13 protein-coding genes are annotated in these 13,317 nt (G+C 45.7%); 10 read left to right on the plus strand and 3 right to left on the minus strand.

Features of this window, described 5'->3' with window-relative positions; translation table 11 throughout:
- Positions 1–64 precede the first annotated feature (64 nt).
- Positions 65–1,333 (plus strand): MFS transporter, encoded by a 1,269-nt coding sequence (locus tag AAKU64_RS05145; RefSeq protein ID WP_354332467.1) that lies wholly within the window; start codon positions 65–67, stop codon positions 1,331–1,333.
- A 74-nt stretch (positions 1,334–1,407) separates the two neighbouring features.
- Here AAKU64_RS05145 and AAKU64_RS05150 read toward each other — a convergent pair whose 3' ends face one another.
- The 3 genes from AAKU64_RS05150 to ygfZ all read right to left on the minus strand — a co-directional run bounded on the left by AAKU64_RS05150 (position 1,408) and on the right by ygfZ (position 3,701).
- Positions 1,408–2,154 carry an NRDE family protein gene (locus AAKU64_RS05150; protein WP_354332465.1) on the minus strand — a complete coding sequence of 249 codons (747 nt, stop codon included), beginning with the start codon at positions 2,152–2,154 and terminating at the stop codon, positions 1,408–1,410.
- The gene (locus AAKU64_RS05155; protein WP_354332463.1) at positions 2,145–2,432 is read right to left on the minus strand and encodes a DUF4936 family protein; all 288 of its coding nucleotides are present in this window, start codon (positions 2,430–2,432) and stop codon (positions 2,145–2,147) included. The genes AAKU64_RS05150 and AAKU64_RS05155 overlap by 10 nt, the downstream gene beginning before the upstream one ends.
- A 186-nt stretch (positions 2,433–2,618) precedes the next feature.
- Positions 2,619–3,701, minus strand: a complete 1,083-nt coding sequence (gene ygfZ / locus AAKU64_RS05160) for a CAF17-like 4Fe-4S cluster assembly/insertion protein YgfZ (RefSeq protein ID WP_354332461.1) — start codon at positions 3,699–3,701, stop codon at positions 2,619–2,621.
- Between the two features lie 187 nt (positions 3,702–3,888).
- Between ygfZ and mltG the strand changes: the two genes are divergently transcribed.
- The 9 genes from mltG (at position 3,889) to AAKU64_RS05205 (ending at position 13,316) form a co-directional block, all read left to right on the plus strand.
- Positions 3,889–4,899 carry an endolytic transglycosylase MltG gene (gene mltG / locus AAKU64_RS05165; RefSeq protein ID WP_354332459.1) on the plus strand — a complete coding sequence of 337 codons (1,011 nt, stop codon included), beginning with the start codon at positions 3,889–3,891 and terminating at the stop codon, positions 4,897–4,899.
- Between the two features lie 82 nt (positions 4,900–4,981).
- Complete coding sequence (gene tmk / locus AAKU64_RS05170) at positions 4,982–5,674, plus strand: dTMP kinase (RefSeq protein ID WP_354332457.1); 693 nt, start codon at positions 4,982–4,984, stop codon at positions 5,672–5,674.
- Positions 5,671–6,705, plus strand: coding sequence for a DNA polymerase III subunit delta' (locus AAKU64_RS05175; protein ID WP_354332455.1), 1,035 nt, complete (start codon positions 5,671–5,673; stop codon positions 6,703–6,705). The genes tmk and AAKU64_RS05175 overlap by 4 nt, the downstream gene beginning before the upstream one ends.
- Before the next feature lie 10 nt (positions 6,706–6,715).
- Positions 6,716–7,105, plus strand: a complete 390-nt coding sequence (locus tag AAKU64_RS05180) for a PilZ domain-containing protein (protein ID WP_322119175.1) — start codon at positions 6,716–6,718, stop codon at positions 7,103–7,105.
- Positions 7,106–7,197: 92 nt separating this feature from the next.
- Entirely contained in the window at positions 7,198–7,704 is a 507-nt protein-coding gene (locus AAKU64_RS05185) for a GNAT family N-acetyltransferase (protein ID WP_354332452.1), read from the plus strand.
- Positions 7,705–7,847: 143 nt separating this feature from the next.
- A complete protein-coding gene (locus AAKU64_RS05190) occupies positions 7,848–8,768 on the plus strand; it encodes a 23S rRNA (adenine(2030)-N(6))-methyltransferase RlmJ (RefSeq protein ID WP_322119173.1) in 921 nt (306 codons plus the stop codon).
- Positions 8,769–9,256: 488 nt separating this feature from the next.
- Positions 9,257–10,909, plus strand: a complete 1,653-nt coding sequence (locus AAKU64_RS05195) for a 3-(methylthio)propionyl-CoA ligase (RefSeq protein WP_354361583.1) — start codon at positions 9,257–9,259, stop codon at positions 10,907–10,909.
- Positions 10,910–11,105: 196 nt separating this feature from the next.
- Positions 11,106–12,278: a branched-chain amino acid ABC transporter substrate-binding protein gene (locus tag AAKU64_RS05200; protein WP_503012689.1), complete on the plus strand. Its 1,173-nt coding sequence runs from the start codon at positions 11,106–11,108 to the stop codon at positions 12,276–12,278.
- A 147-nt stretch (positions 12,279–12,425) separates the two neighbouring features.
- Positions 12,426–13,316 (plus strand): branched-chain amino acid ABC transporter permease, encoded by an 891-nt coding sequence (locus AAKU64_RS05205; protein ID WP_503012604.1) that lies wholly within the window; start codon positions 12,426–12,428, stop codon positions 13,314–13,316.
- Position 13,317 lies beyond the last annotated feature (1 nt).

Genomic DNA, 13,317 nt, shown 5'->3' on the forward strand with positions numbered 1-13,317 from the left:
TTGTTTTAGGCTCGCGTACCGATTTTTATTGCGGTGAATGTCGCCGTACTTGGTTATCCGGCCAGTGAAGATTTTTTCATTTTCTGCGGTACTGACTTACGGCCTGTTCGGCTTGCCGCTAGCGCTGGTCGCGCTGCCCATCTATGTCTATGTTCCCCAGTTTTATGCGGAGCACTTTGGTATTTCACTTACCTTGATCGGTACGGCGCTATTGCTAGCGCGTTTACTGGACGCTTTTATTGATCCGGCAATCGGTTGGTGGATCGATAAAAATCATCGTAGCCAATCGTATTCGCGCTACATACTTTGGTCCTTGCCTGCGCTGATTGCAGGATTTCTCGCTCTATTTCATCCATTAACAATCGCGAATGGTGCGCCGTTTATTTGGTTTTTATGTTCATTGATGGTGGTATATGCGGGTTTTAGTTTAGCAACAATCGCGCATCAAAGCTGGGGTGCAGCATTGACCCAGGCTCCCACTGAACGCACGCGGATTACGGCTGTCCGCGAGGCCTGCGGTTTGATTGGTGTGATTGCGGCTGCAGCCTTGTCGCAGCTGGCCAGTATTGCGTGGTTGTCGACTGCGTTTGTGGTCAGCTTATTGGTCGCTAGTGGCTTACTGATTCGTTATGCACCTCGCCCGGCATTGGCCGACGTTGAGATAAAGGCTGTGCCGGAGAACGCTCTGGCAGCAGAGCCTCTGTCATTGACCATCCCTTTTCGTAATGCATATTTTCGTAGTTTATTCGCGGTATTTGTCGTCAACGGAATTGCGGCATCCATTCCCGCGACCTTATTTTTGTTTTTTGCTAAAGATCGTTTGCAGCTTGGGCATTTGTCGGGCGTATTTTTAATACTGTATTTTTTAGCGGCTGCGATTTCTATGCCTCTGTGGGTCTTCACCGCAAGTAAGCTGGGAGAGGCACGCGCATGGTTGTTGGGGATGCTGCTATCGATCACCTCTTTTGTCTGGGTGTTTGGCCTGGGTGTCGGGGCAGCAATGCCATTCGGGATCATTTGCGCAATGTCTGGATTGGCTCTTGGTGCTGATCTGGCACTCCCACCAGCCTTATTGGCTGCGGTAATCAGAAAAGGTGGGCATAGCGGGCAGCGAGAGGGAGCCTATTTTGGTGCCTGGAATTGGGCTACTAAGATGAATTTGGCATTAGCAGCCGGTGTGTCTTTGCCTTTGCTTGATTTTCTTGGCTACGTGCCCGGTACCAGCGACCTACAAGGTATCCAAGCGCTGGGCGTTGCGTACGCGATTTTGCCCTGTGCTCTTAAATTGATTGCTGCACTGATGTTATGGCGTGCACCTTTGCGAGATGTTTGAGGTGTTTTTTGATATCTGCGATTCTTTGATTTAGTCAATGTGCCGGCTTAACTAATGTCGCACCAATGCATCAATTAACGCAGCAGCTTCTCATGAAATTCAGCCGGATGGTGGCTATGTATTTTGATCAGACTAGATACGCGCGTGCCGTAATCTGGCGACTCTATGCATGGGGATGACAACAGACGTTCCATCTCAAAGCTGACTCCTGTATCTGGCAAGCGGCAGTCGGGTGCTGGTGTGGTGTTTGACAGCATTTCAAAATAAGCTTCTTCCGGCGCACGCTGACACAGCAGGCTGGCAAACTCCGCTTTGGTTTTGACGACTTTGGGCCAAGGTGTATCAAGTGCTGCGTTTGAAATGCCATAAATACCCGGCGGCAGTGGTTGACCATTGCGAGGATCGTCTTGTTTGCGATTAGAGAACCAGATCAAATCCTCTTCATCGCCCACCAATAAATTAAAACCATTGTAGTCCTCTACCTTATCTTTGATGCTGGCGATATAGTCTTTGGCAGATAGTGTACCTGTTAGATAATTGGATACCAGCGTGCCGCGAGAGGGGGCATCAGTGCGCTTCTCTGAGGGCGCCCGCACATTGGTAATAGCGGCAAATTTTTTCGCTGCAGCATTCTGATCTTCTTGATTGGCGACGCCCATCCAGGTGCCGCCGGACTGTAAATCACGTCCACCAAATACATGGGGTGCACCTTCCCACCAGATTGCCGGTGCTGCCGGACGGTCGTAAAACTCATCCCGGTTGCTGGCGACGATGAGAGGTGTATGCGGTAATAATTTCCAGGCAAAGACGATCAGACACATGGAATTATCTCCATAAAAAATTCAGGATGTCGCTCACCATGAATCAAAGCTAGCAAGCGGGTTTGTTGTATCGCCAGGGTGATGCAGGCGATAAAATTCTCTGGGACTTGTTGATAAATTTCCATCCAGGTCTGCATGCCACCACTGACTTCGGGTCGACGCTGTAGGCCTGATCTAACGCCGGTGTCACGACGAAGAATGTCTTGCATCGCTTGTACTTGTTCTAAAGCCTGGTCTTGATGTTCGACCAGCGTTTTGTAATAAATATAGCAGTCCATAGTTGATTCTGGTCGTCGCTTTGCAATTATCTGAAAATGCAGTTAAATGTATAAAAAAGGGGAGTATTTGACTAATTTAGTTAATTGTCCAGAGAATCATTGGACAATAAGCCATCATATTCTTATACATAGGGTGAGTATATTGATTTCACCTGTAATCTCATTCTTCAAGCCAGACGGATTTAACTATGCAGTGATGTCAACCACGGCATAAGGCAGTGGCAGAAATAGTAGTTGCTCGCCAGTCGCCGATCCCAGATGAATATCGCCATTTTCCTGATCCGCTACCTTCATTTCAACCAGACAAAGGCTGTGCTGCGCATCTTCCATTTCGGCGTTGACGATCATGCCGCAAGGCTGGTCGCCGTCCGTTGCAGCAAACACTTCGCTACCCGCCAAAATAGGATTGCTGGCCTCATGCGCGATGCGGGCGATTGCCATCCGACGTTTGAGTTTGCCCAAATATTGGCTGCGAGCGACGATTTCCTGACCTGGATAGCAGCCCTTTTTAAAGTTAACCCCACCAATCAATTCAAAATTAACCATCTGCGGTACAAATTTTTCTTGAGTTTTATCGATAATCTGCGCGACACCCGCTTGGATATTGGTCAGATGCCATACGCTGGTATCTACAGGTTGCAGTTGTTTGCTTAATTGCGGCCAGACTTGTTGTGCCATAGCATTCGTGGTGATCCACTGGTAACGTGGTATCTGATGTGCATCTGCGACGCGGATCAAGGTGCCAAAGGCAGTATTAACTTTGCCGTAGATTTGTTGTGGCAATGAGGGAAACCAAGTCGTTAACGCCGCTTCTGCTGCCTGGCCGCCAAGACCTAGCACAACTTGCTCATTACTGATATCGCTTAGTTTAGCTTTCGCCCGCAAAATGAACATTTGCAATCGTTTATGGATGGCTGCTTTGATAGAGGCGTGCAATTGCAAGACGATACCATCGGTAGTTTTCCAGTAGACGAAGCTGGCTATCATGCGACCTTTTGGCGTGCAGTAGCAGGCTAATTTGGCATCATCTTGTTCCAGTTTTTCTACATCATTGCTCAATTGATTATGTAAAAAACTGGCAGCATCTTCGCCCGTTGCTAATAGCAATGCTTGATCGGTCAATGCAGAAATAAAGCCTGCTGTGCCATTAGAGCCGGTCAAAAAGTGCGCTTCTGTAGCGGTCGCAAAGCCTTGTACCTTTTGATCAACGATATGGGCGCCGTGTTGCGCTAAAAAATCCTGCCAACTAGTCATTGTTTCTGTATTCATGGAGTCTCGGTTTAAAATACGTCTCACTTACTATGTGCTACCTCTTGCGGATTATAGTGCTGTCCGCAAAATTACGTTTGCAATCGCTTTTCGTGTTCATAGCTTTTAGTTTTCAGCTTTTAATGCGTAGCTTTTAATAATTTAAGCTTTTAACTCACCATTTTTAATTCTGGGCACAATTTTTGGCATGGCATTCATAAAAAAACTTTTCGTTCTCATTATTTTGTTTGGTGGCGCTGCTTGCGGTGGTTTTGCTTATTGGGCAATGCAACCTATCTTCATTCCAGAAATAAGTAGCGGCACATCGGTAGATAAACCAATTGATTTCAGCATCAAAGCCGGTAGTAGTGTTCGCAGTTCTGCCCGACAAATCTACGAAGCGGGTGTTCCGATTAATCCTATATTGTTCGAAGTGCTAGCACGTGCTACCGGCAAGGCGAATAAATTAAAAGCAGGTTCTTTCGGATTAGAATCTAATAAAACGCCGTTAGACCTATTGAACAAAATCGTCAGCGGTGATTTTTCATTTGGTGCATTAGCGATTATTGAGGGCTGGACTTTTCAGCAGATGCGTAAAGTAGTCGATACTAATTCTGACTTAAACCATGATACTGCTGGTATGTCCGACCGCGACCTGATGAAAAAAATCGATCCTGATTACACATTGCCGGAAGGTTTATTTTTCCCTGATACCTATTTGTTTGCCAAAGGGTCTAGCGATCTGCAAATTTATCAGCAAGCACATAGTGTGATGATTAAAAAGCTCAACGAGGCGTGGGCAGCAAAGAGCACAATGCTGCCGTATAAAACAGCTTATGAAGCCTTGATCATGGCATCTATCATCGAAAAAGAAACCGGCCAAAAATCTGAGCGCACTATGATCGCTGCGGTATTTGTTAATCGTCTCAAGTTAGGCATGCTTTTGCAAACAGATCCGACGGTGATTTATGGCATGGGGGATAAATATCAAGGCAAAATCAGAAAAAACGATTTGCTCACCGATACACCGTTTAACACCTATACTCGCACTGGTCTGCCGCCAACGCCGATCGCATTGCCCGGAATTGCCTCTTTGACAGCGGCGTTTACTCCCGCCAAAAGTGGTGCTTTATATTTTGTCGCCAGAGGCGATGGTACTAGCCAATTTTCTGATGATTTGACTGAGCACAACCGTGCCGTCAATAAATATCAGCGATAGGTAATGATTGAAATAAATTAAACTGAATTACCAAAAACTACAGTAAAAACTATAGCAAGAACTGATTAAAGAATTGATTTGTATGTCGATAGCAAGCAAAACAAGTGCAGCAATAAGAGGCAAGTTCATTACTTTTGAAGGTATTGATGGTGCTGGTAAATCTACCCATATTGCATATGTGGCAGGGCAGTTGCAGCAGCATGGGATTAAGGTTGTGTCTTCCCGTGAACCCGGTGGTACGGCATTAGGCGAAAAATTACGTGATCTGCTTTTGCAGGAAAAAATGCATTTAGAAACGGAAGCCTTACTCATGTTCGCCGTACGCAGAGAACATATCGCTCAAGTAATAGAACCGGCCTTAGCTCGCGGTGACTGGGTTATTTCTGATCGCTTTACTGATGCGAGTTTTGCTTATCAAGGTGGTGGACGTAAATTGGCGCTGGAAAAACTGAATGCACTAGAACAATGGGTACATCCTGATTTGCAGCCTGACATGACGTTTTTATTTGATGTGCCTTTAGAAGTAGCACGTGCCCGCCTGGATGCAACCCGTGATCTGGATAAGTTTGAGCAGGAAAAAGCAGAATTTTTTGCAGATACCCGCTCTGAATATTTGCGCCGCGCCGCTGAGTTTTCAGAACGTTTTCAGATCATCGATTCGACCCGTCCGATTCCTGACATCCGTGCGTATCTTGATACCTTGATTGAGCGCTTGTGTAGTGAGCCTGAACCACATTCATTTAAGTTGCATTCAAATCAGCAGACGCAGGTATGACGCATCCACTTTTTATCTGGCAGCAAGACGCCTGGCAACAATTGAATTTGCTACGGCAGCGTATGCCTCATGCGATTTTGCTACACGGCCCTGAAGGCATCGGTAAAACTGTTTTTGCCGAACATTTGGCGCAGTCCTTATTGTGCGAAGCACCTTCCGCAGACGGCCATGCCTGCGGTACTTGCTTATCTTGCGGCTGGTTTGGGCAGTACAGTCATCCGGACTACCGTCGGGTCAGGCCCGAGTTACTGGATGAGGAAGAGGGCGCCGCCAGCGAGGGCGATACTCCTGAGCCTGAGAAAAAAGCAAAATCTAGCAAAGCACCATCAAAAGAAATCGTCATTAATCAGGTGCGTGCATTGGGCGATTTTATGAATATTTCTACCCATCGTCAGGGACGACGTGTGATTGTGTTGTATCCGGCCGAAGCCTTGAATATCCCGGCTGCCAATGCCTTGCTTAAATCATTGGAAGAGCCGAATCCCAATACGGTATTTATTTTGGTTTCAAACAGTCTGGATAAATTGTTGCCGACGATTTTGTCCCGCTGTCACAAATTTGGAATGGGTTTGCCAGACAAGCAGCAATCTTTGGACTGGTTGCAAACCCAACAGTTAGGCGATGCAGAAACCTGGCTGGCGCAGCAAGGTGGCGCGCCCTTATCTGCCTTATTGATGTCGCAGTCGGAAGACAGGGCGGAGTTAGACGAATTTTTGCGTCAGTTAAGTAAGCCGGGTGTTGATTCCAGCTTGAAAATTGCGGAAAAAATACAAAAACTCAGTGTGCCGAATACGGTCGCGTGGTTGCAGCGTTGGTTGTATGATATTTTTTCTTATAAACAAACAGGAAGAATCCGGTATCATCCTCGATATCAAAAAGAGTTAGCTGCGCTTGCCCAACGTGTTGACGTCCATGCTTTATTAAATGTGATTAAGAGCACGAACGAGCGTCAGGCAATCGCCAGTCATCCTTTGTCTGCCAAACTCTTTATTGAAGATATGCTGTTGGATTACTCTTCACTATTTCACTGAAAGCTTGTTTATGGCCGACTTGCCCGCCGATCCTGGTATTCCTTTGAACATGCCAACACCGGCGCGTCCTTCCGTGTTGTCATTGGCAATTAAAGAGAAGGCAGCACTGTACTCTGCCTATATGCCATTCCTAAAAAATGGCGGTATCTTTGTACCAACCAATAAATCTTATCGCTTGGGCGAAGAGATTTATCTGATTTTGACTTTATTAGATGACCCAAATAAATATCCTATCGCTGGCAAAGTAGCCTGGATCACCCCGGCAGGTGCTGGCAATAACAAGTCGCAAGGTATCGGCGTCCATTTTCCCGATGATGAAAGTGGTACACGTATCCGATTAAGAGTGGAAGAGTTATTAGGCGCTGCGATTCGTTCATCGCGCGCAACTCATACGCTTTAGTCCTTACTTTTTAACTCAAGCGCTTTGCCTTAAACCCTTTGGTCAGAGTGCCTTAATCCAAGCGTCCCCAATTTCTTCTTGTATCGATAATTATGTCTGGAATTGTTCCCTCCCATCGCCTGGCAAGCTTCGCTGATCTGCCAGAGATTGTCGCTATCTATAACTCCACTGTTGCTTCCCGTCAGGTCACTGCCGATACTGACCCAATATCGGTTGAGTCCCGCCACGCCTGGTTTAATGAGCATACGCCAGACAAACGTCCGCTGTGGGTGATTGAAGACAATGGAAAAATTTTAGGCTGGCTATCATTTTCTAATTTTTATGGACGGCCTGCGTACTCCGGCACAGCAGAGCTTTCCATTTATTTACATGAGGACGCACGCGGCAAAGGCTTGGGGCGATATTTTCTGAATCAGGCGATTGCCTATGCTCCGCAAATCGCAGTGCATACTCTGCTGGGATTTATATTCGGTCACAACACACCCAGCATGAATTTGTTTGCCAAGTTTAACTTTGAGATTTGGGCAAATATGCCCCGTGTTGCTAACTTGGATGGCATTGAACGTGATTTGATCATCATGGGGAAGCGGATTAGCTGAGACTGAACTTCCATCTGTTTTAAGGTGTTTTAAGCCGTTTTGAGCCTGTCTAGGCTTAAAAAGAGTAAAATCCGGCATCGAACCTCAATGGCTTGCTTTCTCAACGGAAGACAAGCCATCTATTTTTATAGGAATCACTCATTATGCTGAGCTATCGCCACGGCTTCCATGCAGGCAACCACGCAGACGTTCTCAAGCATTTCGTCACAATTCAATTACTGAATTATTTAGGTCAGAAAGATACGGCCTACACCTACATAGACACGCATGCTGGTGCTGGTTTGTATTCGCTGGATGCTGGTTATGCAACAAAAAATGCCGAATTTGAAACCGGCATTGCCCCGCTGTGGGATCGCAAAGACTTGCCGCCTAGCCTGGCTGAATATGTTGACCTGGTCAAAGAGTTAAATCCAAGCGGCAAGATGCGCTACTACCCAGGCTCGCCTTATTGTGCCGACAAAATCTTACGTGAACAAGATCGTCTACGTTTATTCGAGCTACATCCTAGCGAGATTAAAATCCTGAGCGAGAACTTCCGTAAGCTCGATGCGCATCTGGCTGCGCAGGGACATAGACCGACCACCAGAGGCAAGCGTGTCATCATTGCCGCTGGTGACGGCTTTGAGGGTGTAAAGGCTTTGTTGCCGCCACCATCACGCCGTGGTCTGGTTTTAATTGACCCACCGTATGAAGTAAAAGATGACTACCGCCGCGTCAAAGATACGGTAGAGGATGGTTTAAAGCGTTTCCCTACCGGTACATTTGCTGTCTGGTACCCAGTGCTGAATCGTCAAGATTCCAAGCAATTACCTGAGAGATTGAAGCGTTTGCAAGCCAACGGTTGGCTCAATGTGACTTTATCGATTAGCGGACCAACGCCAGACGGTTTTGGTTTGCATAGCAGCGGTATGTTTATTATTAACCCGCCATGGACACTGGAGGCCACGCTGAGAGAAGTCATGCCGTACCTGGTCAAAGTCTTGGGTCGGGATGCAGCCGCAGGTTTTCTGCTGGAATCTGGAGAGACGCAAACTATTGGCAAGGGACGTAAAAAAACGACTTAATCGTTGTGCAAGTGCTATTTGCCTGCGGAGCAAATATCGTCAGTGACTTGAGCCAATGTTGGCGTAACGTTGGAGCAACTTTGGCGTAAATGATGTGATCCGTGATTTGAAATAGATTGCCGGGGCAGAAATGTCGCCGGCAATTTTTTTATATGCAAATTCAGTCACAGAAAAATACATCAAAAACCGATTGAAAAATGTCTCAAATTGGCGGTTTTTAATACCTCTCTGTTGCATTGCAATATCGGTATTTTTATGAAATCGAGGATTTACTCTAATGAAGTTCTCAAAATATAAAAAATTTCTCAAAAAACATGGTGCCTTGCAACATAAATAAGGATTGACGAATTAGTACGGTCGTACAAAAATCAGGGCGAAAGAATTTAATTCGGTAAATAAAACAAAAAAGCGAACCGAATAACAAAACCTTGCATGCTTGCCAGCTATATAACAACTTCGAACAACTTAGCACTACCTCGGGAGAACAGATGTCGCAGTATCAACAAAGTCCGGTGATGGGACAAATGATGAGTAAGCCTCTGCTTATTTCCAGTTTGATTGAACATGCAGATCGTTATTTTGGTAGCAGCGAAATAGTCTCAAGGCGTGTAGAGGGCGATATCCATCGCTATAACTACCGCGAATGCCATAGTCGCGCTAAAAAGCTCGCCAATGCGCTTAAACAGTTAGATGTCAAAATTGGTGACAGAGTCGCCACATTAGCGTGGAACGGTTATCGCCATCTGGAAGCTTATTATGCGGTTTCCGGTTCCGGTGCAGTATTGCACACGATCAATCCTCGTTTGCATCCAGAACAGATCAGCTACATGGTGAATCATGCGGAAGATCAATATTTGTTCTTCGAGATAAATTTTTTGCCTATCATCAAAGCCATTGCCAGTCATTGTCCGACGATCAAAGGCTACATCATGATGTGCAGCCGCGAGCATTTACCCACAGATGGTGCTGTACCTAATTTGATGTGTTACGAAGATTTGATCGACGCTAATTCAGATGATTTTGTCTGGCCTTTATTTGACGAAAACTCCGCATCTAGTTTGTGCTACACGTCTGGTACTACGGGCAACCCCAAAGGCGCACTGTATTCGCACCGTTCAACTGTCTTACATTCTTATGCCTCCGCAATGCCAGACGGATTAAATGTCTCTGGCCGTGATTGCGTGCTGCCTGTGGTACCTATGTTCCATGTTAATGCCTGGGGTTTGCCATATTCGGCCCCACTGACAGGTGCCAAACTGGTTTTCCCTGGCCCAGCCCTCGATGGCAAATCTTTATACGAATTATTTGAGCAGGAGCAAGTTACCTTTTCTGCGGGCGTACCTACGGTCTGGCTGGGCTTGCTGACTTATGTCGCACAAAATAATTTGAAGTTCTCTAGTTTTAAACGAACTGTCATTGGTGGTTCGGCATGTCCTCCAGCCATGATGAAAACTTTACGTCACACCTACGGGGTGGAAGTTGTCCATGCATGGGGGATGACTGAGATGTCGCCATTAGGTACTACCGGCACCTTGATGGCAAAGCACAGTTTATTGTCCGATGATGCACAACAAGCAATCTTGGAAAAACAAGGCCACGTAATCTATGGTGTTGACATGAAGATTGTGGACGATGCAGGCAAAGAATTGCCTTGGGATGGCAAAACCTATGGTAACTTGCTAGTCAAAGGTCCATGGATTATCAGCAGTTATTATAAGTACGAAGGTGGTGATGTTCTTGAGGATGGCTGGTTCCCGACAGGTGACGTTGCAACCATTGATGCTGATGGTTATATGCAGATTACAGACCGTAGTAAAGATGTGATTAAGTCGGGCGGTGAATGGATAGGCACGATTGATCTGGAAAATGTAGCAATGTCCCATCCCGCCGTTTTACAAGCTGCATGTATTGGTATTTTTCATCCAAAGTGGGACGAACGTCCTCTCTTGTTGGTCGTAAAAAAACCAGGTGCAGAGATAGAAAAACAAGAACTGCTCAGTTTTTACGAAGGAAAAATTGCAAAATGGTGGATGCCAGATGACGTTGTTTTCATTGATGCCTTACCTTTGGGTGCAACAGGAAAGATCTTGAAAAATAAATTGAGAGATCAATTCAAAGACTATAAATTACCAACGGCTTGATTTAAAAGGGAGGCAGGATTGAGTAGGGCATTTTTACTCAAAAGTTCTAAAGCAAGAAAGAAGTACAGACAACAATAAAAAAGATTTTAAAAATTCTATCAACATCCACAAATAAAATATTGGAGTGAGACAAATGAAATTTCAATTACGTACACCGGTGTTAGCTGTTGCCCTGGCATTGTCGGCACCACTGACGATGGCAGACACAATCAAAATCGCTTACATCGATCCTCTGTCTGGTCCATTTGCACCCGTTGGACAAAATATTCTTAACTCGTTTCAGTACGTGGCAGATAAAGCCAATGCTGAAGGTTGGGCTGGCCCGCATAAATTTGAAGTGGTTGGCTTTGATAATAAAAGCAGCCCACAAGAATCATTAAGCGTGCTTAAAACTGTGATCGATAAAGGTTTTCGTTATATCACGCAAGGTAATGGTTCTGGTGCCGGTTTGGCGTTAGAGGATGCTGTCAATAAATATAATGAGCGTAATCCTGGCAAAGAAATTGTCTACCTCAATCACGCTGCTGTTGATCCAGATATGACCAATAGCAAATGCAGCTTCTGGCATTTCCGTTTTGATTCCAACTCAGACATGAAAATGGAATCCCTGACGACTTATATGGCGCAGGATAAAAATATCAAGAAGGTTTATATCATTGGTCAGAACTACTCTTTCGGCCAGCAAGTTACCCGCGCCGCGAAAGAATATCTGGCACGTAAACGCCCTGATGTACAGATCGTTGGCGATGATTTACATCCAATTGGTCAAGTCAAAGATTTCGCTCCGTATATTGCAAAAATTAAAGCATCGGGCGCAGATAGCGTCATCACAGGTAACTGGGGTGCCGATTTAGCTTTGTTGATTAAAGCGGCTAAAGATGCAGATCTCAAAGCTAACTTCTACACCTACTATGCTGCAACAACAGGTGTACCGACTGCAATGGGTACAGCGGGTGTAGATAGAGTGAAATACGTCGGCTACTGGAACGCCAATAATGAAACCTTTGCTGGCAAAGATATTGTTGAAGGTTTTAAAACCAAGTACAAAGACGACTACTATTCAATGGCGACTTATACGATCCTCTCTTATATGGCTAAAGCCGTGAAAGATGCTAAATCGATAGAGCCAAAAGATGTTGCTTTTGCGATGGAAGGTTCCAGAGTTAAAAGTTTAAATGGCGATACCGTGATGCGTAAGTTGGATCATCAAATTCAGCAGCCTTTATACATCGCAACTTGGGTCAAAGTGAATGGTAAAGATGTTAAGTTTGATCAAGAAAATACGGGCATGGGCTGGAAGACAAATCAAAAAATTGATGCCTTTGTCGCCACTCAACCTTCTTCATGCCAAATGAAGCGTCCAGGTTAATTAACTAGATAAAGAGAGCTGCACGTTGGTGCGCTCTCTTTTTTTTGTTAATTAGTACGATCGTCCAATTTTTCCAAAAGGATCTTTGCAGTGGAATTTACATTGATCACCTTGCTGAACGGGGTTAGTTACGGACTGCTCTTGTTTATGCTGTCCTCTGGACTGACGCTGATTTTCAGTATGATGGGCGTACTTAATTTCGCCCACGCCAGTTTTTATATGATAGGTGCGTATTTTGCCTATGGCATCAGCTCCAAACTTGGCTTTTGGCCTGCCTTGCTTGTTGCCCCTTTGCTTGTTGGTGTCCTCGGTGCATTAGTAGAGCGTTATGGCCTGCGTTCAGTACATAAATACGGGCATATTCCCGAACTCTTATTCACCTTTGGCTTGTCTTATGTGATTGTGGAATTAGTGCAATTGATCTGGGGACGTTCTACTGTGCCGTATGCAATTCCTGCTGCATTGGATGGTCCTTTATTCACCTTGTACACAACGACTTTCCCGATGTATCGCGGCTTTATGATGTTTGTTGCCTTGCTGATGCTGATCTCGATTTATTTATTGCTGACCAAAACTCGCATTGGTCTGGTGATACAAGCTGCACTGACACACCCTGATACGGTGGAGGCACTAGGTCATAATGTGCCACGCGTATTTATGCTGGTGTTTGGCGGTGGTTGTGCGCTGGCAGGACTGGCTGGGGTAGTCGGCGGCAATGCTTTTGTGACGGAACCAGGTATGGCCGCGACACTAGGCAGTATTATTTTTGTGGTGGTGGTGGTCGGTGGTATGGGATCGTTAGCGGGTGCTTTTGTGGCCTCAATATTGATTGGCGTCGTACAAACATTTGCTGTCGCACTAGACTATTCTTTTGTAACGGTGTTCGCAAAAATGGGGACACAAATTGCAGACACAACGCCTGGCTATGCTTTACTCAATCTGACGATTGCACAGACCGCACCTATCATGCCTTACTTAATGTTGGTGCTTATCCTCATCTTCCGGCCAAGAGGTTTGCTCGGTACACGCGAAGGATAAA

This window comes from Undibacterium sp. GrIS 1.8, assembly GCF_040544445.1.
Classification (GTDB): Bacteria; Pseudomonadota; Gammaproteobacteria; order Burkholderiales; family Burkholderiaceae_D; genus Undibacterium.

What these genes read in the sequence shown, in the direction of transcription:
- AAKU64_RS05150 (WP_354332465.1), bottom strand. Translation starts at nt 2,154, where the DNA reads ATGTGTCTGATCGTCTTTGCCTGGAAATTATTACCGCATACACCTCTC.
- AAKU64_RS05155 (WP_354332463.1), bottom strand. Translation starts at nt 2,432, where the DNA reads ATGGACTGCTATATTTATTACAAAACGCTGGTCGAACATCAAGACCAG.
- ygfZ (WP_354332461.1), bottom strand. Translation starts at nt 3,701, where the DNA reads ATGAATACAGAAACAATGACTAGTTGGCAGGATTTTTTAGCGCAACAC.
- mltG (WP_354332459.1), top strand. Translation starts at nt 3,889, where the DNA reads ATGGCATTCATAAAAAAACTTTTCGTTCTCATTATTTTGTTTGGTGGC.
- tmk (WP_354332457.1), top strand. Translation starts at nt 4,982, where the DNA reads ATGTCGATAGCAAGCAAAACAAGTGCAGCAATAAGAGGCAAGTTCATT.
- AAKU64_RS05175 (WP_354332455.1), top strand. Translation starts at nt 5,671, where the DNA reads ATGACGCATCCACTTTTTATCTGGCAGCAAGACGCCTGGCAACAATTG.
- AAKU64_RS05180 (WP_322119175.1), top strand. Translation starts at nt 6,716, where the DNA reads ATGGCCGACTTGCCCGCCGATCCTGGTATTCCTTTGAACATGCCAACA.
- AAKU64_RS05185 (WP_354332452.1), top strand. Translation starts at nt 7,198, where the DNA reads ATGTCTGGAATTGTTCCCTCCCATCGCCTGGCAAGCTTCGCTGATCTG.
- AAKU64_RS05190 (WP_322119173.1), top strand. Translation starts at nt 7,848, where the DNA reads ATGCTGAGCTATCGCCACGGCTTCCATGCAGGCAACCACGCAGACGTT.
- AAKU64_RS05195 (WP_354361583.1), top strand. Translation starts at nt 9,257, where the DNA reads ATGTCGCAGTATCAACAAAGTCCGGTGATGGGACAAATGATGAGTAAG.
- AAKU64_RS05200 (WP_503012689.1), top strand. Translation starts at nt 11,106, where the DNA reads ATGGCAGACACAATCAAAATCGCTTACATCGATCCTCTGTCTGGTCCA.
- AAKU64_RS05205 (WP_503012604.1), top strand. Translation starts at nt 12,426, where the DNA reads ATGCTGTCCTCTGGACTGACGCTGATTTTCAGTATGATGGGCGTACTT.